Genomic DNA, 22774 nt, shown 5'->3' on the forward strand with positions numbered 1-22774 from the left:
GGAGAAAGGATTTGAAAATGAAAAAAACGAAAATAATTTGTTTTCTGGCTGCGCTTCTGCTTTCAGGGTGCGCCTCTGAACCTAAAATATTTGGTTACAATTACAACGCCATCGCTACTGATCCCGTTTACCCGACTGGTAGTAATGCCAAAAAATTTGCTAAAGCCATGCTGCTCGATGATTTGGACGATGATGGCGATAACTACAAAATCTACGCAGCCTATGGAGTTACCCAACAACAAACGTTTCGTACTAAACTCAAAAAGCCTGTACGCATTAAAGATATTGAAAATGCTAAGAAAATCGAAGGCAGAAACCCTATTGATTTGGGGCAAATTGGTTTAGGCATGGTAATCAATCCTGTATTTGGTTTTTTTGCTTTGGATACTCGTAGTCAAAAAGAAAAGGCTTTTCCTTATGAAAGTTCCATCAAGATTGCTCACTGGAATGAACAGCTTAGTTCTCATCAACAGTTAATAGCACAACGCAATTTAATCGCACCAATTTTTAAACGTCACTTAGATGGACCTATGAATGATATAGCCCCCGCATCAGGATTAACTAATTGTGATAAAGGGATAGATATAGTTACTATTCCTCTTGGTATGAAAAGTGAAACAGAATATAAAACGGTAAATAAACCTCCATTTGAAAATAAACAATATCTGAATCTTTTTTCTTCCAACAGGTGCTACCTTATGGCGCATGATACAGGTAAGTATTTGCCACAGTTTATTGAAATCAGTAAAGATCTTGGTCGAACTTACGCCATGTATCTTCCCGCAACATTGAAAAGTGAACCGATGATCTTGCACGATGGTAAAGTGATGAAATTCAGAATGTGATGTAAGATAGATTGGTGTTACCTAGATTATAGATAACGCCAATCTGCTAAAGAAAGTCCTATTCCTGTTGCTCAGTTACCTTCAAGTTGTCTTTGGCTTTTTCTCTGACCTTTTCCATATCCACACCATCTAGCCCCTTTTCAAAGCGCTCTACTGAATTTAAACGTTCTCCGTTGGCGTTCAACGCACTACCTTTTCCTGTGTATTTATCGAGGTCAAATTTGTTGAAGTCTGGCAACATGTCAGCTTCTTTCAGTGTAGCGGTCCATTCTGAAAAATCTATTTTAGTGAAGTCTACATTTTTCAAATCTCCTAGCTTAATTCCTTCACAATTTGGATTTTTTTTATCACCGTAACCACCCTGTTGATTGTGGTTGTAGTCATTGATTATCCTCGCTACTTGAGAGTTGTAGGCACAATAACTACTAGTTTTCTCTATACATGCCCCTAACAACTTTTTGGAACACCAACTACCCACTTTCGTTGCCAGTTTTGTTTCTTTTTTGACCGCTAATTTAAACTCGTCTTCGCTACAAGACCATATAATATGAACCAGCATATTTGCAATCTGGTATGCCATGTATGCGTAGCCGACAACGGAGATAGCAGTAGTAATAGAGGACGATAACTCTACGACCGCTTGACCGCCTTGCTGTGCTGTATTATCAGCCAATGCTTGAGATGCAGTTTGCGCTCCTTCATTAGCAGCACCTTGAAATATGGCATTGGTTACTCCTTCACCAAATGTTTTCAGCGTCCATTCAGCCACTTTCGTTGTCAGGTCATTAATTGCGGCATTTGCCAGACTCACAATCCCTTGTTCAGTCGCTTTTTTGGCTACGTCTGCTCCCGCATTACCGATAAAGGAGTTAAATGCGGAAATAGCGGGTTTGGTGATAGCGTCCACAGCTTGCAAAGCAGCGTCACTTGCCATGTCGAAGACGCCTTTTCCACTCTCAAACAGTCCAGCTTTTGCAGCAAGCGCATCGGCAGCTTTCATCGTCATCATTGAGAGTTTGACATATTCTATCCAACTGACCCCGACAGGCTGATCGCAACAGTCAACCCACCCGCCCATCGCGGTACGACACGTTAATGCTTCACCTTGGAAAACTACGCATGAATTGGTATTGAGTGAGGATTCACCGTTTTTCACGGCTTCTGCATCTTGGCAAGAGGTATCGCCCAGTGCGAATGTTGCAGCGTGTAGCATAGCTGCTGCCGTTGCAAAATCACCGTTTGGCGGTGTAGCTGGCGTAAGGCATTTACCGTCTAAACATTGCATCTCTCCATCGCATACGGTCTGCTCGTTTGACCGCCCGTTGCTGATAGGGACATCTTTTCCGCAATCCCATACTTCGGAGGATTGCCAGCAACCAGATTCCCCCCCTTCTTTACCCACAATGCAGGACGATTTGATGAATGCACAACCCTGTTTTTCATAATTTTTACAGGTGTTGTTTACGCCGAAGTCTTTACCACAGTTGGTAATGACTTCGGCTCGTTTGCAGAAAGGGGATATTTGAGGAAGTGGAGGCGGGGCAAAATCGGGATCACAAATTTTTACGCCATCAATCGTGGTACAATGGTTTTCATCTGGCACAATCTTATCATGGCAAATGACCTGATAATCTTGACAGTACCCTTCTTTGATAGCTTTTACTGCTTTATCAAATTCATTCTGATTTGGGGAAGTCCAAACGTCATTAGTGATAGCCCGTGATTTGTCGAACTCAATACGCAGTTGTGCAAACCCTTCACCTTTACCAGTAACAGACACCCTATTTTTGAAGAAAATTTCTTCATTTGGTTTTGCATCTTTGAAATATTTTGTCACATCTACATTGAGCTTCTGATCCCAACTGGTACTTAACTCACAGCGACCTTTCGTTTCAGGCGGAAACACATCTTTTCCGGTTGGTCCACCCCATACTTTTTCGAGGCGATCTTTTGAGCCAACATAAATTTGCATGTAATCATCCCACTTAGCGCGGGTAATTGTTGCTTTTTTGACCGCCTCGGGATTAATCACATTAACAGACATGAAATCTTCAAATATTCGACAATGACCATACCAATAGTCATCTCCTACCTTACCCAACCAAATATCCACGCAATTATCTCCGCATGATTTGATATTGGCTGGTCCTGCATTGTGTGACACCAGACCCGCGCTGAACGGATGATCTACGATGTAGCGACCCGTAACATCAACTGTCTTGGTGCATTCTTTGTAGTCTGGTAGATGCTTTTTATCGGTGAACTCGTCAAAGACGTATTTCGTTTCGCATTTTGACAAACCATTGACAAATTTCTGTTCGTTCTCAATGAAATTATTATGACCTTTGAAAATTGGATCTTCTTTTTTCAAATCAATAGACGTGTGGCGGGATGCGCCTATCATCGTGCGGTAAGCTTCTCCCTTTGCGCTTTTTTCGGTTTTTAGCGTTTTCGACTCTTTGATACCGATGGCGTTTGTTCCTTTATCGTCTCCGTAAACGCCTGAAATATCACTCAGTGTTGGGCTGGTTTGGTCTTTGGGATATATTGTATTAAAATCAACGGATTGACCGTTACCAAATTGTGATTTACCAGAAGCATCAAAGTTCATGTTCGGCAGTGACTTGTAGAAGTCCATCGCTTCTTGTGAAGTTTTTGTGCCAGCTTTTGCCCCGTCTAGGTTGATTTTGTCTGACTGGTATACGCTTGGATTTGTGGGCGTTGTCGGTACTGTATCTGCTGAAAACGCATAAAGTGGTGTAAACAAAACGGAAAGATACGCAACCAGCGATATGTTTGTGATTATGGCAGAAGTGCGCTGACCTCTCATCCAGTGGAACATGAACACTCCTGATTTAAAGTAATTGTATTTTTGGCTATACTATCGGTAAGCAAAGTTTTTTTCTTGTCGGATAAAGAAAAAAACGATACGAAAATGTGGCAGTTTTTTCAAAATACGCAAAAACCGCCTTTGGAGGGATTATGGATTTTGACGATGATTATCAAATATTAAACGACATAAATAATCTGGTTGAATATCCACCTGAAATGTTGGAGGCTTTTCCTAATAACATTCATTATCATGACTATATGGACTGGGTGATTGATGAAGTTGACTTACCACATGATAGTGTAAACAGTATACCGTTAAGAAAAAGCAGACAACAAATTGAAAGGGAACGCGCTATTGAACGCGAAAAAGATTTGGCTTTGTATGGAAGGGCTTATGTCAGAAAGCGTGACAACGCCAATAAAATGTTTGCTGGATTGGGATTAGACGGCTTTATTGAAAATTATGGTATTGTCGCTATTTGTGCTGTTGTATTTTTCTTGTTGTTTACTCCTATTTAATAGATTTCAGTGCAGAATCAGGGCTTTACTTTTTCTACCAATACATTAGCTGAAAATGTTAATACACTCATTCATTAAATAAATCTCAATGCTTTCCTGTTCACTCAAATCGGACAAATTTATCATCATCCTTGACGTCTAGGAATTTCAAAGTGATTTTGGTTAAAATACAGTCAAAAATATAAGTCAGATCATACTAACTGATTGATTATGTCGGTAAGCCCCTAGACGCGATGCTGAGCACTAGGAGACTAAATAAGTGGGTTGATGGGAGAAAACATCGTAGAGAGGCTTACAGGCACCTTAAAATCGAAAAAGAAGACGTTGCTGTAACTTCCACCGCTCGGCGCAGTCTTTGGCTGAGGCGTACCGCAGGAGCGAAGCGACGAGGAACGAACAGCCAAAGCGAGGAAGCGGAAGATCATCAAATGCTGATTGAAGCACGTTCACACTGATGCCTGAGACTGACACGGAGAGTCTTATCAGGAAAGAGCAAAATTAGGGATCTGATGGGTTTGTCAGATGTGAAGTTATCCACAGGCTCAAGGGGGGGAAACTCGGTTAAAAGACTAGTTATGTATAAGTTAAAAGAGTTAAAGGAAAAAAACTGACACAACTATATAATAAATAAGATTTTTTTTCGCCTAGCTATGTGTGAAAGTCGATTAATTATGTGTGAAAGTCGATTTCTTATGTGTAAAAGTCGAATCTTTTATGTGTAAAAGTCGAACTAATGAGTGGTTATCCACACAAATCTAGTTTTTTTAAGATGCCTCAGCTATCTTTTTTTGTTTTTATGTTTAAAAGTCGCTATTATATGTGTAAAGGTCGATTTTTTTGCTATGTGTGAAAGTCGAATAGATGTGAACAGCGAAGCAACCACATGATGAGAACATGTAGTTGCTTCTAACCAACAAACCTAGACTAGATAGGATTGAGGCTATGACCGATCATACTGACAAAGTGAGAGCAAGCAAGTTGAAAACGTTACGCCCCCGCAAACATGAGCTAGATTTTTTTATCGCCGACGAGATAGAGCTTTCCAGCTTTCGTGATGAGATGGCTACTATGGAACACCCTTTTTTTGCACTGAAAGCTGGAGATACGAAAGTTCGAGAGTACAAGAATGGAGTGACATCTGTGACAATTCGTCCTGCTGCGGAAATTGGTTTGGCAACTGTCTTTGATAAAGATGTCTGGATTTATTCTATTTCAAAGTTGCAGGAATCGATGAATAATAATGAGCCAATTAGTAGAACAATTTGCTTTACGCCTTATGATTTTTTTGTCACAACGAATAGAGCTAAATGTGGCAGGGCATATAATGATTTGGAAAAAGCATTGGATAGACTATCAGGAACAAGAATAACGACAAATATTGTTTATTCTGATGAAAAGCAGGAATCAATCGGATTTGGCTTAATAGATGAATGGCGTATTATTGATGAAAAGAAAGGCAAGCTCGATATTGGTATGGTTGAGGTAACATTACCCAACTGGCTTTATCAGGCATTACATAAGAAAAAAATGCTAAAAATAAGCCCTGATTACTTCCGTATCAGAAAGGCGGTAGATCGACGAATTTATGAGATAGTCCGCAAGCATTGTGGTAATCAGGGGGAGTTTACCATATCTCTTGAAAAACTGCATTTGAAAACAGGAAGCACAGCGAATAAGGCAGAGTTTAAGAGAATGTTAAAGAATTTAGAAAAAGCGAATGACTTGCCAGATTACAGTATTCGTTACGATGCAAAAACGGATATGGTTATTTTTAATAACCGTAATCTGACGCCGGATCAGGAAGAGAAAGAGCAACAACGGGAAAAAGGGAAACGTGAGATTTATAAGTTAAAAAATTCACTGGCAGAAAAAAGGGCTAAAAATTGAGTAAACTATCCCACCACGACAGCCTGTTTAAGAAATTCCTCGGTGATATCACGATTGCAAGGGACTTTCTGAAAATTCATTTACCTGAAAAACTTCGTCAATTGTGTGATTTTAGTACACTGGCGATGGAGTCCGGCAGTTTTATTGAGCCAGACTTGCGTAGCCAGTGTTCGGATATGCTCTATTCGGTACAGACGACAACGGGAATGGGGTATATCTATACTCTCATCGAGCACCAAAGCCGCCCCGAAAAGATGATGGCGTTCAGGCTGTTAAGGTATGCGGTTGCTGCCATGCAACGGCATCTTGAGCAGGGCAATGATACCTTACCCGTGGTGATACCGCTGCTGTTTTATCAGGGTAAAACCTCGCCCTATCCCTACAGCACCCACTGGTTGGATTGCTTTGGTGATCCAGAACTGGCAAAGTCTGTCTATATGCAGACGTTCCCACTGGTTGACGTGACGGTTATCCCTGACGAGGAGATTGTCACGCATCGGCACGTTGCGCTGATGGAGCTTGTGATGAAGCATATCCGCAGCAGCGATATGCTAGAATTAAGTCAGGAGATAGCGTCCTTGCTCAATCAGTGGGTATTGGAGCCTGAGCTATTTCGAGGATTAATATGTTATATTGTAGAACGAGGAAATACTTCTGATGCAAAGCAATTTTTGTATCAGATTGCGGAGAAAGCGACTGATTATCGGGAGGTAGTGATGACCATTGCAGAGCAGCTACGGCAAGAGGGCGAGAAACAAGGTATAGAAAAAGGTATCTTGAAAGGTCGTGAAGAAGGTATTCATCTTGGCGAACAAAGGGGCGAGAAACAGGCTTCGATGAAGATAGCGCGCCAAATGCTGGAAAGTGGCATGGACAGGCAATCTGTGATGAAATTTACGGGCTTGACTGATACTGAAATGACTAACCTGTTTAAAGATTAACCATGACAGAACGCAAGAAATTAACGCTCAATCGCCCAAGAAAGATTTCACCGGAAGAACAGACCTCAAGTAACCCCGTTTACGGTAAAAAGGTCTGGGTGAACGCTACGCCCAAAAAAAAGGTAAAAAAAGAGAAACCCCAAAAGGTAGCAAAACAGCAGCCCAAGAAACCGGTTGTTAAACCTAAACAGGAAGTGAAGGTTAAAATTCCAAAACTGTCCACACCGCCTAAAAAGCGATTACCGTTACATGAAGCAATTTCACAAATCCGCACTTTTTGGCCTTATCTTTTCCATGATGGCAAGTTGTGCCCAATGAAAATTGGTATACAGCAAGATATGTGGCTAGAGGTGAAGGAAAAGTCATTACCGATAGCGAGAAAGCGTTTGAGAGCCTGTTTAGGGAGTATAGGCTACCATACCAGTTATCGTTGGCTTATTCAGTTAGGCGCGTTTCGTTATGACAAAGAGGGTCAGATAGTTGGAGAGGTCACTCAAACGGATGTTGACGATAACCTGAAACGTTTAGCAAAGCGAAATAAATATAAATGAAAGAGTCTGAATTAATTGCTCATGCAGAAAATGCGACTCTGTGGAAAAAATATCCTAAATTAACAAATTGGGAAATCCGTTTTTTAAATAACGTCATTACTTCGTATCGGCAATGGAATAAGATATCTCCAAAACAAAAATCTGCTGCATTTAAAATCCTCCAAAGAGTGGGGAAAATAAATCACTGATTAGGTTAGGTAAAAATCAGAATATAAATTGTTGAATGTGTGAATACAATCAATGATGAAAAAACAAAATTGCTAGTCAATGCGATGCCAAAAGAAGACCGCTTATCAGCCATCAGAGCCAGTTTTTCTGGCGTGATGGTGTTGCACCTGTACCGCAATCTGATGAATTAAGAGTCAGACGCACATTGAAACCGCAGCCTATCGGCAATCTTTGCTTTGCGAACGGTAAGAAGCGGTGTGTCACCGCGCCTATGCCTTTTATTGTATTGCAGGATGAGCAGTTCCAGTACGGCCCGTTAGCGCTTTACCATACGGATCAGAGCCTCCAGCGTAGGAAAATAGATGATGAAAAAAACATTTTCAAATATCACTGCCGTCTCTCTTGTGGCTTTGTTGAGTGGTTGCGGAACGCTGCCAATCATCAACTCACTGAAAGAACGCGAGAAAGCTGCGTATGAGGCTGTGGTGAAAGAGCCGAATGACGAGAATATTAAACGCTACATGGAACTGGCAGATAAGATGCAGAAAAAGAATGCGGAAGAAGCCCAACGGGAAGCTGACAAAGCTACCAGAGAGAGCGACAAGGGCTTTATCGAATATTTCAAACAATACGCGAGGAACAAAGACCAATGAAAACCAATTTCGATATACATCACGCTATCGTTGAGGATATCAATAGAAACTTCAAACCGTCCTATAAGGAAAAAGACCAACAGCATTTTTTCGTACGCGCCCACGGGCAGGACAAAATCGGTGAAATTTTTAACGAGATCACACCAACGGACTACCTACGGATGCTTGAGAATCCCGTACCACTGCTGTTTGATACGGAAGGTGGTAATTACAAACTGATTAAATCATTTTCAAAATCAAGGGTTTCGATGGACTACATACCAAGTAACAAACAGTATTGCTTTGGGATTGGTCTTGAGTACCCGAAGAAACCCAACACGCTGATTTTGCTCCTGACGTTCGATCAGGAACCCGTTGGTGACTTGGCTGTCGCATGTTGTGAGTACATCAAAAAAAGCAAAAGATACTTATCAATACTGTTTGATGCTACGTTGATTCCCGATGAGGTGGGTGAACCAGAAGAACTCAATTCGTCTGCGCTTGTGTACCTGTACGGTTAAGGGGAGAAAATCGGTGGTAAGTTGAAAAAAATACCTTTTTCTTTGTGATATGGTGGACGCGCATAGTCCATTGGAGAGAGGAATAATGAGAAATAATACGCAAGCCACTGAAAATAAATTAAATAAAGACACTATCGTCGCCATGAACAAAGATACGGAAGCGACAGAAACGAAAGTAACGACTGACGAAACGACAATTATACCGCTTAAAAAATACGCATCCTCCCATAAAGAGAGCGTGAGCAATGCCAGCAGCATTTTCAATGTACCGCCTGACAGTCTGTATATCGAAGAAGGCTTTAATCTGCGTGATATTGATGAAGAACATGCTAGAAATTTCCTCAAATCATACCAATCTGGCGTGTATGTTCCGCCATTGTCGGTGAAAGTCATTCTTGTTGACGGTGAGCAACGCTTAAAAATCATTGACGGGCATCACCGTTACCTCGCACTCCAGATGGCAAAAGCGGCAGGGGTTGATATTGGGTTTGTCCCGGTTTCCGAGTTTATAGGGTCAGTACAGGACGAAGTGATTAACATGATCACGTCTGCCGAAGGGAAGCCACTCACGCCATTGGAAAAGGCGGAAGGGTTTTACCGCCTGATGAATTGGGGATGGAACAAAAAACAGATCAGCAAAAAAACAGGCAATACGTTGGTCACGATAGAACGCCTGTTACGCCTTTATCGCTGTGGAGATGCGAATATTACCCAACTAGTGAAATCGAACCTGATTACCGCAGATTTGGCGATAGAAATCATCGTGGAGTGTGAGGGTAACGGCAAAAATGCCTACGATGTGATGATGAAAGGTTTGCAGAAAGCTCAAGCGACGGGGAAATCCAAAATTACGCGCCGCAGCGTACCGTCCAAAAACAAAGTGCCTTTTACCAAAAAGGAATTGGTATCGTGCTTTTCATCCCTGAGTGCGATCCAAAACGAAGTTGAGAATGCGCTCAACAGCGTCGATGAGAAGGAAGAAAAGGTCAGTCTGATTGTGCCGAAAGATGTGCTTACCCTACTGAATGATGTGTTAACCAAGTGGGAACAATCGGCACGGGAGACAGAAGAAAAGGTGGAAGAAGTTGCGTTTGCTGTGCCAGCTGTCAACGATCACCGAAAACTGATCCACTTTTTATCTAAATCCGATCAATCAAAATTGATCCACTGTTTTACTCAGTTATTGCTCCTGAGCGCCGCTTATCTTTCAATCGGTAGCTTTCACCGCTTAATTGCAGTACATGCGAATGATGAAGTAAACGATCAAGCATAGCGGCAGTTAATGTTGCGTCATCAGCAAAAGCACTTGGCCATTGCCCAAATGATAGGTTACTCGTCAATATGACACTGCCATGCTCATAACGCTTGGCAATCACATTGAAAAACAGGTTTGCTTCTTCTCGCCCAAACGGCAGGTATCCAATCTCATCGATAATCAACAACTTCGGGGCCATCACCGAACGTGATAGATATTGTTTGAGCTTATTTTGTCGTTTGGCAGTTGAGAGTTGCAACATCAGTTCAGCTGCCGTGGTAAAGCGGGTTTTCTTCTTGGCCTGTACTGCTTTTAATCCTAACCCAATAGCTAAATGCGTTTTGCCTACACCGCTTGGGCCAAGCAACACGACATTTTCATTACGTTCAATAAACGTTAATGCGCTTAATTCCTGTATGTGTTGTTTGGGGATCCCCGTTGCAAACTTAAAATCGAACGTATTAAGTTCTTTATGTGCTGGGAATCCTGCCATCCGACTCAAAAGATTACGAGTTCGTTCATCTCGTTGTTGTTGCTCACATTTTAACAGGGACAGTAAAAACTCTCCGTAGCTTTTGTCTTGGGCAATGCATTTTTCGGCAAGTGATGACCAATGAGTCGGAATAGAATTTAATTTCAATGACTCACACAGGTGTTCAATTTGTTCATGCAATAACATGTTCACCTCCCAGTAATGCTTCGTATACGCTGATTGAGTGTTGCAAACTGACAGATTCAAGGGGCGGTACGATAGGGATATTAAGCGTATTAGTCTGTGGGATAGATTGGCAAACCCTTGCTGGTAAGGGTAGAAGAGACTTAACTTCCTTAGCTAATCTATCTGCTGGCTTCTCTAACGTTGTTCCATGAATTCGCTGATGGGCAACGCGTTGTAACCATGGACCCACTTTTGCATTAGCTATTTCAATATCCAGTTCAAGATTATGAGCACGAAGGTCGGTGTTTAATGGCACGATAAAGCTGTTTTTTAAATAGTGGTTAAAGCGCTCTACTTTCCCTTTCGTTTTTGCCCTGTAGGGCTTGCAAGCCTTCAATTTAAACCCGTAATCTTTCGACATTTGAAGCATTTCGACATGTAATTTATGATCACCTTCTGCATAAGCATCCCGTTCGATGATGAGGGATTTTGCGTTATCACACAATACTTCCTGTGGTACACCACCAAAGTAGTCGAAAGCTTCTCTTAAACCTTGCTGCCACGATTCTGCTCGTTCATTATCAAAGAACTTTACATAACTCGCACGCGAATAGCCTAGCGTTGCAACAAACGCTTTCAGCGATTTTTTACCTCGCCGGATGCTGGTGAAGTCGATTTGCATTTGTTGACCTGGCTGTGTTTCAAAACGGACGACTACTTCGGGAACAATGCTTGGTTTAAATTGACAAACAAATCGGCGTAATTGAGCAATACCACCTTGATAGCCGTTTTCAACTACCTCATCAAATAAGACTGTTGCAGGGATCCAATCAGGTTTAGCCAGTTCAATTCGCTGAAGCAAATAAGGTTTAAAGGGGGATAATTTAGTCGGTTGTTGACTTCTTTTAGCATAAGTTGGCATTGTCTGTTGTTGTAAATGATGTTTTACGGTGTTACGGGATATACCCAACTCACTGGCAATTTTTCGAAGGCTTTGTCCTTGTGCAAAGCGAACATGAATATTGTAATGGTCAACAAATTCTGTAGAAGATCTAAGCGGCATTTTTTAGTTCATGATATTTTTGATGTGGCGTTAAATAACCAATCGTTGAATGGCGTCGATAATAATTGTAAAACTGAATATAATTTTCAACTTCACAGACAACAGATTGATGATTCATAAACGATAAACGGTTAAGTCTTTCTGTCTTTAAACTCCTAAAAAATCTTTCCATCACGGCATTATCGAGGCAATTACCTCGCCGACTCATGCTTTGAGTTATTTTCCGTTCAAAGAGGTGCGCCCTAAACTCCTCCGATGAATATTGGCAACCTTGATCTGAATGGAACATCAAACTTGTCGTATCCGGTAATTGCCGTTCAATTGCGTTATCTAAGGCTTCTTTCACTAATTTCGAATCCGGTTTTGTTGATAAGGCATAACCAATAATTTCTTTGGTGGCTAAATCCAACACACAGGCTAAATAGCTCCACCCATAGTGATGTCTAATATACGTGATATCCCCGACATAATAGTGATTATGCTGTTCAGGGGAAAATTGTCGTTTAAGCAAATTAGGGGCATATCGATGTTCGTTACCCGATGAGTGATAGTAGTGCTTTTTCGTTGGTCTAATTGCAACTAATTGATTTAATTTCATGATGTTCGATATTTTATAAGTGCCAATTTGGTGCCCTAAACCCTTTAACTCGGCTTGAATACGTCTTTTGCCATAAATTTGACCCGATGTATAAAAAATACGTTTGATTTCGCCACACAGTCTTTCATTTTCAACTGTCGGTATTTTCGTTTCATAATAAAAACTACTGCTGCTTACTTCAAAAAGATGGCATAACTCAGTGACCGTAAAATTGGGGTACATGATTTTCAGTTGCTTCACGATTTTGAGTTTTGATTGTCGAGGATGAAGTAAGCCGCGGCTTTTTTTAATATGTCATTATCCCTCTGAGCACGCTTAAGTTGAACTTCTAATTCTTGTATGCGCTGTTGCTCGGGTGTTAACGCTTTTGATTTTACAGGCGTATTCCCATTTAACTCGGCAAGATATTGTTGCTTCCATCGTGATACGGCAGATTTACCCGCACCGGATATTTTTTCAACTTGGATATTGCTATATCCACCTTCAACCATGAGTTTTGCATATTCCAGTTTTTGCTTTCCGCTAAAGGTTACTTTTACTTTTCGGGTCATATTTATACCTATAAGATTTTGCTTAATTATAAGCTATAAATCTCTACAGTTTTATTAGACCACTACAATATCCACAAATATCTCCTTGGTTAACATAAATTATCCGTACAAAAATGTGCGAATAATACCAAGTGGATCAGTTTTAGATGATCGTTAGTGGATCAGTTTTGCATGATCGGTGACACCAGCCGATACGGGAGAAGCTGTTGTTGTGTTGTCTGACGATGCCAGCGAGGGCGTGATTAAGCTGTCTGGCGATACAGAATTAGAAGTACCAAACCAGCCTGACGATGCGAAAGAGCCGTGATCCCACTGGTAGTATATTAGAATAGTCAGCCTAGTTAATGAACTGTCTTACAAAGTCAGAAAACGTAAAAAACAGTATTTTAACTTTTCATTCCAACAGTAAGCAATCGGGGAAAATGTAACTGTTAAAAAAGGACATTTAAAAATGAAAAAGACAGAATCATTTAATGCTCATACTGCTTCATCACAAGAATTAATTGAGCGAAATCTCGTACTGAGAGAAATGGTTAAGCACTACATGATGATTACCCAAAATATCGATTATGCGGTATCTGACGGTAGAAAAGTCGATATTAAAGCGCTCCTCGCGCAATACACGCCAACCCATCTCACTGATATGCCCCTCATCAGTGAAGAAGTTGACTTTTTACGGGAACGGGTAAGAGCTACGTTTAAGGGCTTTGAACAGGAGTTTCGGGCTGCGTTAAAAAAGGAGAATATGAACGCTGGCGAGGTGGAGAAACGTCAATTCCTACGTGAACAAGCGATGCTGTCGTTTGCACTAGTAAAAGCACGGTCAAAGCTGCAAGAGGCATCCCACATAGCGACTTACCTTGCACCGTTAGGGATCACAACCCATGAAGAATCGCTGATGTATCATGGTGTGCTGGATATGCTGAATTGTCTGTGTGATGGATACGAGAACAGCCGTATAGAAGTTTACACCAACATGCTGATGGTGGGTACGCGAATACTAAAAGGCATGTTGCTGGAAGAAAAAATGCAGGATGTATTGCAAGCCAAAACGCCGGAAGAACTGGAAAAGGTATTAGATACTGCCGAACAGCAGATTGAAGAAGACATTCGTTATTTAAACGCCACAAAGACCAATTAATTCGCACGAAAATGAAAATGAAAAAGACAAAATTAATTCTGCTTTTCATTCTCCTTTGCGCTGGCATCGGGGCAGCAACTGTAGAAGACTATTCTCAAAAACAAGGTACAAAGGGGTATACCTACAAGGATTTGACCGCCTACAAGCAAAGCTGCCCTGAATGTATGAGCGTAGTAAACGACATTATTCAGATCCGCAGTCGGGTTTGCGGTCAAACCCTGAGTCCAGATGATGTGATTGTGACTGACGCACTCTACGGGTATCTGAACAGCGTCAAGCATATGGTCGGTGCGAGTGTCTACAGCAAGGTGTTACGGCTCGTGGTTGCAGAAAACGATTGCGGTAACTCCGAAAATTGGGCTAATAAGGTGCAGAAAAAAATAGAGCTAATACTTAATTAATGGGGGGCTGTATGAAAAAATATTCTATCGTTTATCTGCTCTTGCGTGTATCCTAATGCTTGCTATATACATATGCTATATGGCAAGCATTAGGAGGATGTGAACTATGATACAGCAAGGTAAAGTTTTTATGAGCAATCGAACTCAAAATGTTCGACTGCCAGCAGACACACGTTTTCCTGATGATGTTAAAGACGTTATTGTTCGAGTGAAGGGTAAAGAACGCATCATTTCTCCTGTACAAAACGCATGGGATAGTTTTTTCTTATCAGAGCAGTCTGTAACGGATGATTTTTTATCAAACAGAACTGAACAGATAACAAGCGAAAGAGAATCCTTTGATTAAATATTTACTCGATACAAATATCGTTATATTTACGATTAAACGGAAACCAGTATCGCTATTGCCTAAATTCAATCAACATACTAATCAACTGGCTATATCTGCGATAACGTTTGCAGAGCTAATTTTTGGTGCTGAAAAAAGCATGAACTCTGCTAAAAATTTAGCAACAGTTAATGACTTTGTTTCTCGATTAACCGTTTTACCTTATGACGAACAAGCTGCATTTCATTACGGTGATATAAAGGCTAATTTTGAAAAAAAAGAAAAACCAATTGGTGACAATGACTTACATATAGCCGCTCATGCCAGAAGCAAAGGGCTTGTTGTAGTAACAAACAACACTAGAGAGTTTGAAAGAGTTGAGGGGTTAAGAATCGAAGACTGGACACAATTATAAGAGATGTTACGCAGAGCTAACATCATCAGTATTTTTGTTTGAAATCGGTTTTTACCATCGAGTCCGCCAACGATGCGAGGATGAAGGTGCAATATTTAAGAAAGTAAATTACATTATTATTTAATGTGAGTGGTTGCAACAGCACGAAATTTAAAAATGCTTTTTACGTTTTCAAACTATGTGAGACATTGACCGATTGGATTAGCTGCCATAGTGGTTTTATTTTTGTTGATAACAGTTAACTGCGAAAATAGTTTACAGGGTGACAACTCCGTTTTTTTTGACGGATTTTTAAAAGCAACGTTACTTGGTTAAATATGTATTTAATACAGTAAGGAAAATTCTATGAGCGTTTTAGGGCGGTAGTAGAGGAATATTAGCGAATTTATACGACAAAAATTTTCTTTTTTTTCGAGTGAAGATTTCGGGTTCACGGAGAGCGTTATGAATGAGTTGATTTTATGTGATGCTGTAACAACAATCGGTTATGTAAAAAACAAAACGAAATCACCGAACAATCCTGCACTGAGTTATTTGTTACGGTTGAGATCGAAGAAGAGCCAAAAAACGATGCGTTCCTGTCTGACTACCGTTTCTTCGATGTTCGGGTGCAACGAACCGTTGCATTTTGACTGGTCCTCGCTGACGAGGGATATGATACAGGTGGTTCTCCAACGGCTACTGAACGAACACAAAGCCCCAAATACCATTAACCTCATTCTCTGTGCTATTAAAGGGGTTGCCGAAGAAGCTAGAGCGTCACGACTGATGGATGCAGACAATTACCATGATGTAAAAAACATAAAGAGAATTAGGGGCGCACGGATAAGTCGGGGTAGAATGCTGGAATGTACTGAAATTAAACATCTTTTTACTTTTTTGGATATTCAGACTACGGGAGCTGCGATACGGGATGCTGCGCTCATATCGCTCATGTTCGGCTGTGGGTTGAGGCGTTCAGAAGTGGCTGACCTCGATATAGACCATATTGATTTTGAAAATAACAAAATCGACATACACGGGAAAGGCAACAAGGAACGGATCAACTATATGCCGCCTGAAACTGCCAAGCGAATGTCTCTGTGGGTAGACACGGTGAGGGGCGATCATAGTGGACCACTATTTACTCGGATCCGAAAAAACGATGATGTAACCAGTGACAGGCTTACCACAAACGGAATTGGCTTTATTATTAAACAACTCGTTACAAAACTGTCACTTAAATTATTCACACCGCATGATTTACGGCGATCCTACGCTTCATTACTACTGGAAAATGGCGAAGATATACTGACAGTAAAAGAAGCTCTGGGTCACGCCAGCGTGGTAACGACTCAACAATACGACAAACGGAGTATCAAGCGTTTAGAGGCTGCTGCGCTAAACTTTTCGTTTGGAAAAAAAACATGAGAGATATAATGTTGTGGACGGCATCAGAACATACGAAACGGTTTAACACCCTGAGAGCACCGTTTTTTGTCGAAAAAATAGCAAGTTACACTGAAGCGCCTCGTGTGGGACGTTTGTCAGATCATCGTCAATCCAGCGCTGATAGTGTCCATTAAAATTTAAGTGGACACTATCAGCGGTGACAGACACCCTACGCCCTACAACATGGCGCTTAAGTATATCTGGTTGGTAAGTTTAACTGAAAATAAATCTGAAAAACCAAGAGTTATTGAAATGTCGCTGTTTTTTGATAAACCCACCCACACCAAAAGAAACCTGATTAAGCACGGATGGCAAGTGGACGGTCACAATTTGATTTCCCCTGAGTGGTGGAGTGAATGACATGAAAGTTTTAAAAATGTATTTTTCATTATTTGTTTTTTCGTATGGGGCGTTTTGGTCTATCCCAACCGCGAGAGTCATTTCCCGTCAGATATTCTATATTGCGCTGATATTATACTGTGTGGGTACGATTTTTCATGTGCCTATTTTTGAGTTTATGGCGAAAAGCACCACACTGGTTCTGGCTTTTGTGCCTCCAATTTGTTGCTATTCCTACTTCATGCTGCCAATTAAGCGCGAGATCCCGAATATCATTCGAGCCTCTACACATGAGGACGCGAGGAATTTTTCACTGACGCTGGAGAATAACGGAAAAATCAGAACACTTAATCTAATCCACGTAAAGCCTGTCATATTAACTTTTTTCATCAAATATATTGAATATATTGTTGACTACGCAAAACATAGAAATCTAATCATTAAGGGCAAAGATTAAGCGGTAAACCGCCAGAAAACAAAAAAACTATTCGGTACTATCGTATGATTGAATCATCAACTGAAAAATATTCTCATGTATGTGCTTGCCGTTGCGGTGATCCTATTTGAAATGAGGCGTTACCTGAAAAAAAAGAAAATACATTTTTTTTCTATCGCACTATTAGTTTGCATGGCAGTTGTAAGCATCGTTAAATCATTCTTTCTTGATTTTTACATTGTGCCGACAGCCTCAATGTCTCCAACCATCCATTCGGGCGATTTAACGCTCTCCTTACCCTACAAAGATCGCCGTGACAAGCTATACAGGGGAGATGTTGTGATATTTCATCCTTCTGCGTTTCCTAGCTTTATTTATGTTAAACGCATCGTTGGAGTTGCGGGGGATACCGTTTCTTTTAATACGAACAAAGAAATACTGGTTAATAGAAAACCCGTTAGAATTGAAAAAGAAAAAAACAATTTCAATATAATATACGAAGGAATACAAGATCGTGACGGTAAAACATATCAATATATGACCGACAGGAATAAACCGTTTGTTGAGCCTATATACACCACTTGGCACGTTCCAGACGGGTATGTTTTTGTCATGGGAGACAACAGAGATAATTCTTGGGATTCTCGCTATTGGGAAAATCCAGTGGGTACACCGAAAGAATTGAGGGGCTTATTGCCGACAAAAAACATAATCAGTCGCTACATGGAAACCGCGATTAACATCCCCTTTTTTAAAGAGGATTTTGATTTTGGACGCTTGGGATTAAATATAATGGGTGATGCTCAAAAAAAAGGAGAGAAGTAACAATGATTTCATTAACCTTTAAAACCAGTAATAAAAATCTGGTGGAAAGGTATAAAGACGCTCTGAACGTCTATGACGACTGGAAAACCAATACAAAAATATCATGTGTTGGGGCTGGGTTTGGTAAATTTATGGGGATTGATTTAATGATCCCAATATTTTTTTTTCGCTCACAATCACTGGGTATTGTGAATGTAAATGATTTTGTGGAAATTTCCAAAGTCGGTTCAATCATGTCTTTTACAGAACAGGGTAAACATTCAGACTTCTACCAAAAACTCTCAGAATATAGTCAGTCCGCCTTACATTCGATGAAAGTAAAAGACACTTACGGGAACAAGGAAAATCACTCGTTCAGCCATGCTGTGACATACACCTTAGATGCGTTTTCGATAGCGAAGCACATTGGCATCGAAACGCATAGTCAGGCGTGGTTGGTGGAAGACGAGCTTATTCTTATTTATCCAACTCTGATTTTGGATAATGACATAAATTACAAAAAGTTAGATGAAAATGACTGGTGGGAGATAAAAGCGAGCGAGTTTAAAAAGCTCTACATGAAGGGATTATTGAGTGAAGTTAGGCATCCGATCTAATTTAACGGTTATATGCGGTGTTGTTTGTCTGTTGTTAACGGGCTGCGGGGCAAACACAAATACCCGCAATACCGAATTGGCTTACGCGAACAGCAAATATCAAGATTTTACTGGATTCAGTAAAAAAAGTGATGAATTGTTGATAGTGAGAAACGAACTGAACCTAGATAACCGAAAAATAAAAGACTTTTATTTTTTGGATGGGAGTCAGGAAACTATAATGAAAGTAAGCCTTTCAACTATGCCGTGTTCCATGCTGCTGAAAAAGCATAATACATCATCGGGTCTGATGTGGTCCGTATTTGACATGAGTTGCTATGAAAACGAAGGTGATTATGCCAATTGAACACTTAATCACCAGCACGGTATTGTTCACCGCATTATCCGCAACAGCAATGTGAAAACTGCTTTTCATAGGATATTCACTCACCTATTTGCTAGCAAAAACATACAGTAAAGTCGCTTCTGCGGATATGAGGACTGTGCTAGGAACGGAATATATTCAATACATGAACGGGCAACAAATAATCACCAATGAAGGCATACATGTGATCGATGCGAGTGCTAGGTTGACTTTTCAAACACTGACGTTCATGCAATAAAATCAAGGTAAAAAATGAAAAGAAGACGTTACAGGAAGAAAACACCGCCACTGAATATACATCTGTTTCTGTGTGCTCTTTATATCGCGGGTGCTGTTTTCATGGATTTTCACTTTATCGTTTTATTGATTGGATTGGTGATCCCTTACTTGGGGGTGATAACCCTATCCCCGTATGCGAAAGTCGTTCGGCTTTACAAAAAAGGGAACCCTGAGTGGGCGACAATCAACGTTAAAATAAAATCTCCTTTTTTAAATCCGTATATGACGATACCTATTATTATCATTACGATATTAGCAATATTTTTTATGGGCTATGACTATGTTTTTGCACGGCTTATAGTTCATTACGGTGTTTTTGAGGTTAGAGATGCACTGGCGATATTTCGTAGTGAAAACATCATTAATACCTACTTCAATCGCGATCACATAAATGCCTATGGCTATTTTATAGTAGGCTTGATTCACGCCATCACGCTATATCTGATCGCCCTCTATGCAACAACCTCCCTGTACCGATATAAGCAACAAACCATGTTCACTGGCGTTATTAGGCAAGCCACGCAAAGCAAAGAAACTTTGGAGTTTATCCGAACGCTCTCTTGGCGTGAGTTTGAGGAATTTGTCAGGGAGTTGTTCAAAAGCAAAGGGTTTGAAGCCCAAACGACAAAGTACGGTCTAGACAACGTGAAAGATATTATCCTGCAAAAGGACGGCATGAAAGCCATTGCACAATGTAAACACTGGAAAACAGAACAGGTTGGAATCGCAGTGGCAAGGGAAATGATTGGCGTATTGGAAGCAGATAAAGAAGCCACTCACGTTTTTTTAGTGACTTCGGGATCGTTCTCGAATGACGCTATTCTATTCAGGCAACAAGTCGCTGACAGGCTCACGTTGATAGACGGTAATGAGATAGTGAATCACTTTTTGAACTCGAAAAACTAAAATTAAGGGATTAAAGCCATCCTATGACGCTTAACTCAATAAAACGACATTTTATTTAAGATACCATCACAACAATATTAACAGATTGTTTAAAAGGCTGAGGCACGATGAAACCAGACGAAAACAAAAACACAATAGGTAGCTCATTTATTGCTGGCAAAGAAAAAAAATTTAAGCTAGATAAGAAAAAAGGGCGATACCTCATTGTACTGATAGTGGTTCTCGTTGCAGTTGCCGCTTTACTCTATTTAAAACCGACAACATCAGATAAAGAAATCCCTGAAACTGTAGACTTCTACAGTGATCTTGATAGCTCCGTAGCTGTATTCAAGAGCGAGGACAAGAAAGATCCACAAGCGCAAACGGCAACCAGTGAGTCAACTCCTGCACCAGAAGCAAATGCGAGTTCAACTGAGCTACCTCCTGCACTAGAGGCAAACAAAGCCGCTGAGAGCGCATCAGAAGCAAATGCGGGTTCAACGGAGTTAACTCCTGATCCTGACGCATTTAAAAAAGATTATGTCACAACCAAAGAACAGCAAGAAAAACAATTATCCGATCTATACCACAATGCAATTAACGGGAAAACATCGGAACAAGACTCACAACAAAATATCAGTTATGAAGGTCAACAGGTAATGATCCCTTACAATGAGGGTGAACAAACCAAAATATATTTGTACAAAAACTTTTCTGTGAAAATATTTCTTGGTAAGCAAAAAAACCAGAAAGATATTACGACTCTCGATTACTTTATTAACGGATCGGATGATAGTGATTCATATAAACTTCGTCTGTTACCAAACAACGTCTTGTTGCTGTCAAAAAACACAAATGTTGAGAGTTGGGGCGGTACTGACCTGTTTGTAACGACTGGGGGCAAAAACTATACTTTTATATTATTGAATGCGACTACGCCCTCTGAAAGAACAGACTCTATCCGATATATCAGCAACACCAAGAAATCAACAATCGCCAAAAAGTAGATTATGTACCCATGTAGCATTCAACATTGTAAGTCATTTTTTTATGCCCCCGTTTGGGGCTTTTTTTTACCACAAGAGTTCTCTCTATGAAAAATAAAATTAATATCATCGAAGTGACTGATGAAGTAATGATGATCCCTTACTCCTACGTCCTATGTCGTCACTTGACCGACAACCGCCTTGTGCGCGGGGAATCGGTGATAGGAACATACCAAAAAGAGCTTATTACCGCGCCAGAAACCAATCTGCCGTTTGCTACTGAGTACATAGAGTATGCTTGGATAGAAACGGAAGATGGGATGATTGTTGATCCGTGCGAGAATGTACGGTTGAACATGGCGGATATTAATCTGACAAAAAAAGAAAAAAACCATAATTATTTTGGGGCAGTCAACCCAACCGCTATCAACAGAAAACAGCTACCAAAACATTGCACCGCCAATGAAGTATTCACATTAAAGCAAGGTGCAGAGTCCGAAGCAGTTAGACGTATTTTAGATTATGAAAAAAACGTGACCGGATTAACTATGACGGAAGCTGCGTACATCGCTAACCTTCATCATTCGGATTATCTTGGTTATGAAAGAATCATTTTGAAATTGCTAGTTAACCGACACTTAGAAAAAATCATCAACAAAGATAACCTACAGAACCTGTTTTAAGTTTTCAGGCATTGATCCACTAGTGATAAAAAAACGCTTCTAAAGGGAAAAATAACAACCAAATCCGTACTCATCAACCTACGGAAACGAAATCATCAGGAGATGGGATAGACAACAGTACATTAAGTGTTGAAGAACAACCGGAATTATCTGCAAGGCTGAATGAAATTACGGCTAACGAATAAAATAAAGATCATGGAAGTCACCAATAGATTCAATAGGATCATCTATCTTTAATAAAAAAATATTGGTACAGAAATAAAACTGTACCAATAAATTAGATATTGAAAGTTAAAAAGTCAGGAGGTGACTAACAATATCTATTTTAAATTCAATCAAATAACAATTTATTATTTACTTGTATTTACATCATCTTTAATACAAAAGGCTTTGGAATCAAGGTAGTTTAGTGATTCATTCTCAAAATTATTTCTAAATTCCTTTACTGCAAGCTGACAACCTTGTTATGTTTTAAATTTCTGAGTATGAATACTGGCAAAATTATTTGTTGAATAAGGAGTTGAAAACATAGTAATAATTAATACCCACATATTATTCTCCTTTATTTATTATTAAAATAATTATTATCTATATTAATAATAGAAATATGAAGATTTTAAATTACTATGCTTCGATATTTCCCT

30 protein-coding genes are annotated in these 22774 nt (G+C 40.2%); 26 read left to right on the top strand and 4 right to left on the bottom strand.

The genetic code is table 11. The features are described from left to right. The first annotated feature begins 17 nt into the window (after positions 1-17). A complete protein-coding gene (locus tag ArsFIN_RS23900; RefSeq protein WP_026823127.1) occupies positions 18-845 on the top strand; it encodes a hypothetical protein in 828 nt (275 codons plus the stop codon). 58 nt (positions 846-903) lie between these two features. Here ArsFIN_RS23900 and traN read toward each other — a convergent pair whose 3' ends face one another. Further along, positions 904-3687: a conjugal transfer mating pair stabilization protein TraN gene (gene traN / locus ArsFIN_RS23905; RefSeq protein WP_051297046.1), complete on the bottom strand. Its 2784-nt coding sequence runs from the start codon at positions 3685-3687 to the stop codon at positions 904-906. A 140-nt stretch (positions 3688-3827) separates the two neighbouring features. Between traN and ArsFIN_RS23910 the strand changes: the two genes are divergently transcribed. The 11 genes from ArsFIN_RS23910 to ArsFIN_RS23950 all read left to right on the top strand — a co-directional run bounded on the left by ArsFIN_RS23910 (position 3828) and on the right by ArsFIN_RS23950 (position 10169). Continuing rightward, positions 3828-4196 (top strand): hypothetical protein, encoded by a 369-nt coding sequence (locus tag ArsFIN_RS23910; RefSeq protein WP_026823126.1) that lies wholly within the window; start codon positions 3828-3830, stop codon positions 4194-4196. Positions 4197-4429: 233 nt separating this feature from the next. Next, entirely contained in the window at positions 4430-4651 is a 222-nt protein-coding gene (locus ArsFIN_RS26805) for a hypothetical protein (RefSeq protein WP_167876776.1), read from the top strand. 487 nt (positions 4652-5138) lie between these two features. Then, positions 5139-6083 carry a replication initiator protein A gene (locus ArsFIN_RS23915; RefSeq protein ID WP_135678959.1) on the top strand — a complete coding sequence of 315 codons (945 nt, stop codon included), beginning with the start codon at positions 5139-5141 and terminating at the stop codon, positions 6081-6083. Further along, positions 6080-7024, top strand: a complete 945-nt coding sequence (locus tag ArsFIN_RS23920; protein WP_135678960.1) for an Rpn family recombination-promoting nuclease/putative transposase — start codon at positions 6080-6082, stop codon at positions 7022-7024. The genes ArsFIN_RS23915 and ArsFIN_RS23920 overlap by 4 nt, the downstream gene beginning before the upstream one ends. A gap of 2 nt (positions 7025-7026) precedes the next feature. After that, positions 7027-7575: a ProQ/FINO family protein gene (locus ArsFIN_RS23925; RefSeq protein ID WP_051297173.1), complete on the top strand. Its 549-nt coding sequence runs from the start codon at positions 7027-7029 to the stop codon at positions 7573-7575. Continuing rightward, positions 7572-7763 (top strand): hypothetical protein, encoded by a 192-nt coding sequence (locus tag ArsFIN_RS23930; RefSeq protein ID WP_026823982.1) that lies wholly within the window; start codon positions 7572-7574, stop codon positions 7761-7763. The genes ArsFIN_RS23925 and ArsFIN_RS23930 overlap by 4 nt, the downstream gene beginning before the upstream one ends. Before the next feature lie 39 nt (positions 7764-7802). Continuing rightward, entirely contained in the window at positions 7803-7934 is a 132-nt protein-coding gene (locus ArsFIN_RS28460) for a hypothetical protein (RefSeq protein ID WP_276324687.1), read from the top strand. 14 nt (positions 7935-7948) lie between these two features. Then, the gene (locus tag ArsFIN_RS29060) at positions 7949-8221 is read left to right on the top strand and encodes a hypothetical protein (protein WP_071846911.1); all 273 of its coding nucleotides are present in this window, start codon (positions 7949-7951) and stop codon (positions 8219-8221) included. Continuing rightward, on the top strand, positions 8106-8396 hold the full coding sequence (locus tag ArsFIN_RS23940) for an LptM family lipoprotein (protein ID WP_026823981.1): 291 nt from the start codon (positions 8106-8108) through the stop codon (positions 8394-8396). The genes ArsFIN_RS29060 and ArsFIN_RS23940 overlap by 116 nt, the downstream gene beginning before the upstream one ends. Then, positions 8393-8896 carry a hypothetical protein gene (locus ArsFIN_RS23945; RefSeq protein WP_026823980.1) on the top strand — a complete coding sequence of 168 codons (504 nt, stop codon included), beginning with the start codon at positions 8393-8395 and terminating at the stop codon, positions 8894-8896. Before ArsFIN_RS23940 ends, ArsFIN_RS23945 begins: the two co-directional genes overlap by 4 nt. 85 nt (positions 8897-8981) lie before the next feature. Beyond that, complete coding sequence (locus ArsFIN_RS23950; RefSeq protein ID WP_051297172.1) at positions 8982-10169, top strand: ParB/RepB/Spo0J family partition protein; 1188 nt, start codon at positions 8982-8984, stop codon at positions 10167-10169. Here the strand turns inward: ArsFIN_RS23950 and istB are convergent. The 3 genes from istB to ArsFIN_RS23965 form a co-directional block, all read right to left on the bottom strand. Next, positions 10069-10830 (bottom strand): IS21-like element helper ATPase IstB, encoded by a 762-nt coding sequence (gene istB / locus ArsFIN_RS23955; protein ID WP_135677409.1) that lies wholly within the window; start codon positions 10828-10830, stop codon positions 10069-10071. The two genes, ArsFIN_RS23950 and istB, sit on opposite strands and share 101 nt — an antisense overlap. After that, a complete protein-coding gene (istA, locus tag ArsFIN_RS23960) occupies positions 10817-11872 on the bottom strand; it encodes an IS21 family transposase (RefSeq protein WP_135678962.1) in 1056 nt (351 codons plus the stop codon). The genes istB and istA overlap by 14 nt, the downstream gene beginning before the upstream one ends. Then, positions 11862-13021 (bottom strand): IS3 family transposase gene (locus ArsFIN_RS23965; protein ID WP_135677411.1). Its coding sequence is split into 2 segments (ribosomal slippage): positions 11862-12742 and positions 12742-13021, totalling 1161 coding nucleotides; the frame shifts between segments, so codons are not numbered across the junction. The genes istA and ArsFIN_RS23965 overlap by 11 nt, the downstream gene beginning before the upstream one ends. Before the next feature lie 451 nt (positions 13022-13472). On the opposite strand from ArsFIN_RS23965, the gene ArsFIN_RS23970 reads away from it, so the two are divergent. The 14 genes from ArsFIN_RS23970 to ArsFIN_RS24025 all read left to right on the top strand — a co-directional run bounded on the left by ArsFIN_RS23970 (position 13473) and on the right by ArsFIN_RS24025 (position 22130). Continuing rightward, a complete protein-coding gene (locus ArsFIN_RS23970) occupies positions 13473-14162 on the top strand; it encodes a hypothetical protein (protein WP_026823399.1) in 690 nt (229 codons plus the stop codon). A 17-nt stretch (positions 14163-14179) separates the two neighbouring features. Beyond that, entirely contained in the window at positions 14180-14563 is a 384-nt protein-coding gene (locus ArsFIN_RS23975) for a hypothetical protein (RefSeq protein WP_026823398.1), read from the top strand. A 106-nt stretch (positions 14564-14669) separates the two neighbouring features. Then, positions 14670-14909 carry a type II toxin-antitoxin system VapB family antitoxin gene (gene vapB, locus ArsFIN_RS23980; RefSeq protein WP_026823397.1) on the top strand — a complete coding sequence of 80 codons (240 nt, stop codon included), beginning with the start codon at positions 14670-14672 and terminating at the stop codon, positions 14907-14909. Next, complete coding sequence (gene vapC / locus ArsFIN_RS23985; RefSeq protein ID WP_026823396.1) at positions 14902-15306, top strand: type II toxin-antitoxin system tRNA(fMet)-specific endonuclease VapC; 405 nt, start codon at positions 14902-14904, stop codon at positions 15304-15306. The genes vapB and vapC overlap by 8 nt, the downstream gene beginning before the upstream one ends. A 444-nt stretch (positions 15307-15750) precedes the next feature. Continuing rightward, on the top strand, positions 15751-16716 hold the full coding sequence (locus ArsFIN_RS23990) for a tyrosine-type recombinase/integrase (RefSeq protein WP_051297076.1): 966 nt from the start codon (positions 15751-15753) through the stop codon (positions 16714-16716). Next, positions 16713-16871: a hypothetical protein gene (locus tag ArsFIN_RS26810; RefSeq protein ID WP_155846998.1), complete on the top strand. Its 159-nt coding sequence runs from the start codon at positions 16713-16715 to the stop codon at positions 16869-16871. The genes ArsFIN_RS23990 and ArsFIN_RS26810 overlap by 4 nt, the downstream gene beginning before the upstream one ends. Positions 16872-16920: 49 nt before the next feature. Further along, complete coding sequence (locus ArsFIN_RS26815; RefSeq protein ID WP_167876777.1) at positions 16921-17097, top strand: hypothetical protein; 177 nt, start codon at positions 16921-16923, stop codon at positions 17095-17097. A gap of 1 nt (position 17098) precedes the next feature. Continuing rightward, on the top strand, positions 17099-17533 hold the full coding sequence (locus ArsFIN_RS23995; protein WP_026823394.1) for a hypothetical protein: 435 nt from the start codon (positions 17099-17101) through the stop codon (positions 17531-17533). Positions 17534-17581: 48 nt separating this feature from the next. Continuing rightward, the gene (gene lepB, locus ArsFIN_RS24000; protein WP_135678964.1) at positions 17582-18337 is read left to right on the top strand and encodes a signal peptidase I; all 756 of its coding nucleotides are present in this window, start codon (positions 17582-17584) and stop codon (positions 18335-18337) included. A gap of 2 nt (positions 18338-18339) precedes the next feature. Continuing rightward, complete coding sequence (locus ArsFIN_RS24005; RefSeq protein ID WP_026823392.1) at positions 18340-18933, top strand: hypothetical protein; 594 nt, start codon at positions 18340-18342, stop codon at positions 18931-18933. Then, a complete protein-coding gene (locus tag ArsFIN_RS24010) occupies positions 18911-19279 on the top strand; it encodes a hypothetical protein (RefSeq protein ID WP_026823391.1) in 369 nt (122 codons plus the stop codon). The genes ArsFIN_RS24005 and ArsFIN_RS24010 overlap by 23 nt, the downstream gene beginning before the upstream one ends. 270 nt (positions 19280-19549) lie before the next feature. Beyond that, positions 19550-20482: a restriction endonuclease gene (locus ArsFIN_RS24015; protein WP_026823390.1), complete on the top strand. Its 933-nt coding sequence runs from the start codon at positions 19550-19552 to the stop codon at positions 20480-20482. A 107-nt stretch (positions 20483-20589) separates the two neighbouring features. Beyond that, positions 20590-21468 (top strand): hypothetical protein, encoded by an 879-nt coding sequence (locus ArsFIN_RS24020; protein ID WP_026823389.1) that lies wholly within the window; start codon positions 20590-20592, stop codon positions 21466-21468. An 86-nt stretch (positions 21469-21554) separates the two neighbouring features. Beyond that, positions 21555-22130 carry a hypothetical protein gene (locus ArsFIN_RS24025; protein ID WP_026823388.1) on the top strand — a complete coding sequence of 192 codons (576 nt, stop codon included), beginning with the start codon at positions 21555-21557 and terminating at the stop codon, positions 22128-22130. Positions 22131-22774 lie beyond the last annotated feature (644 nt).

Source organism: Arsenophonus nasoniae (genome assembly GCF_004768525.1).
Taxonomy (GTDB): Bacteria; Pseudomonadota; Gammaproteobacteria; order Enterobacterales; family Enterobacteriaceae; genus Arsenophonus; species Arsenophonus nasoniae.

Excerpts from the sequence above, each read along its gene's own strand:
- ArsFIN_RS23900 (WP_026823127.1), top strand. The coding sequence starts at position 18 with ATGAAAAAAACGAAAATAATTTGTTTTCTGGCTGCGCTTCTGCTTTCA.
- traN (WP_051297046.1), bottom strand. The coding sequence starts at position 3,687 with ATGTTCCACTGGATGAGAGGTCAGCGCACTTCTGCCATAATCACAAAC.
- ArsFIN_RS23910 (WP_026823126.1), top strand. The coding sequence starts at position 3,828 with ATGGATTTTGACGATGATTATCAAATATTAAACGACATAAATAATCTG.
- ArsFIN_RS26805 (WP_167876776.1), top strand. The coding sequence starts at position 4,430 with ATGCTGAGCACTAGGAGACTAAATAAGTGGGTTGATGGGAGAAAACAT.
- ArsFIN_RS23915 (WP_135678959.1), top strand. The coding sequence starts at position 5,139 with ATGACCGATCATACTGACAAAGTGAGAGCAAGCAAGTTGAAAACGTTA.
- ArsFIN_RS23925 (WP_051297173.1), top strand. The coding sequence starts at position 7,027 with ATGACAGAACGCAAGAAATTAACGCTCAATCGCCCAAGAAAGATTTCA.
- ArsFIN_RS23930 (WP_026823982.1), top strand. The coding sequence starts at position 7,572 with ATGAAAGAGTCTGAATTAATTGCTCATGCAGAAAATGCGACTCTGTGG.
- ArsFIN_RS23940 (WP_026823981.1), top strand. The coding sequence starts at position 8,106 with ATGATGAAAAAAACATTTTCAAATATCACTGCCGTCTCTCTTGTGGCT.
- ArsFIN_RS23945 (WP_026823980.1), top strand. The coding sequence starts at position 8,393 with ATGAAAACCAATTTCGATATACATCACGCTATCGTTGAGGATATCAAT.
- ArsFIN_RS23950 (WP_051297172.1), top strand. The coding sequence starts at position 8,982 with ATGAGAAATAATACGCAAGCCACTGAAAATAAATTAAATAAAGACACT.
- istB (WP_135677409.1), bottom strand. The coding sequence starts at position 10,830 with ATGTTATTGCATGAACAAATTGAACACCTGTGTGAGTCATTGAAATTA.
- istA (WP_135678962.1), bottom strand. The coding sequence starts at position 11,872 with ATGCCGCTTAGATCTTCTACAGAATTTGTTGACCATTACAATATTCAT.
- ArsFIN_RS23970 (WP_026823399.1), top strand. The coding sequence starts at position 13,473 with ATGAAAAAGACAGAATCATTTAATGCTCATACTGCTTCATCACAAGAA.
- ArsFIN_RS23975 (WP_026823398.1), top strand. The coding sequence starts at position 14,180 with ATGAAAAAGACAAAATTAATTCTGCTTTTCATTCTCCTTTGCGCTGGC.
- vapB (WP_026823397.1), top strand. The coding sequence starts at position 14,670 with ATGATACAGCAAGGTAAAGTTTTTATGAGCAATCGAACTCAAAATGTT.
- ArsFIN_RS23990 (WP_051297076.1), top strand. The coding sequence starts at position 15,751 with ATGAATGAGTTGATTTTATGTGATGCTGTAACAACAATCGGTTATGTA.
- ArsFIN_RS26810 (WP_155846998.1), top strand. The coding sequence starts at position 16,713 with ATGAGAGATATAATGTTGTGGACGGCATCAGAACATACGAAACGGTTT.
- ArsFIN_RS26815 (WP_167876777.1), top strand. The coding sequence starts at position 16,921 with ATGGCGCTTAAGTATATCTGGTTGGTAAGTTTAACTGAAAATAAATCT.
- ArsFIN_RS23995 (WP_026823394.1), top strand. The coding sequence starts at position 17,099 with ATGAAAGTTTTAAAAATGTATTTTTCATTATTTGTTTTTTCGTATGGG.
- ArsFIN_RS24005 (WP_026823392.1), top strand. The coding sequence starts at position 18,340 with ATGATTTCATTAACCTTTAAAACCAGTAATAAAAATCTGGTGGAAAGG.
- ArsFIN_RS24015 (WP_026823390.1), top strand. The coding sequence starts at position 19,550 with ATGAAAAGAAGACGTTACAGGAAGAAAACACCGCCACTGAATATACAT.
- ArsFIN_RS24020 (WP_026823389.1), top strand. The coding sequence starts at position 20,590 with ATGAAACCAGACGAAAACAAAAACACAATAGGTAGCTCATTTATTGCT.
- ArsFIN_RS24025 (WP_026823388.1), top strand. The coding sequence starts at position 21,555 with ATGAAAAATAAAATTAATATCATCGAAGTGACTGATGAAGTAATGATG.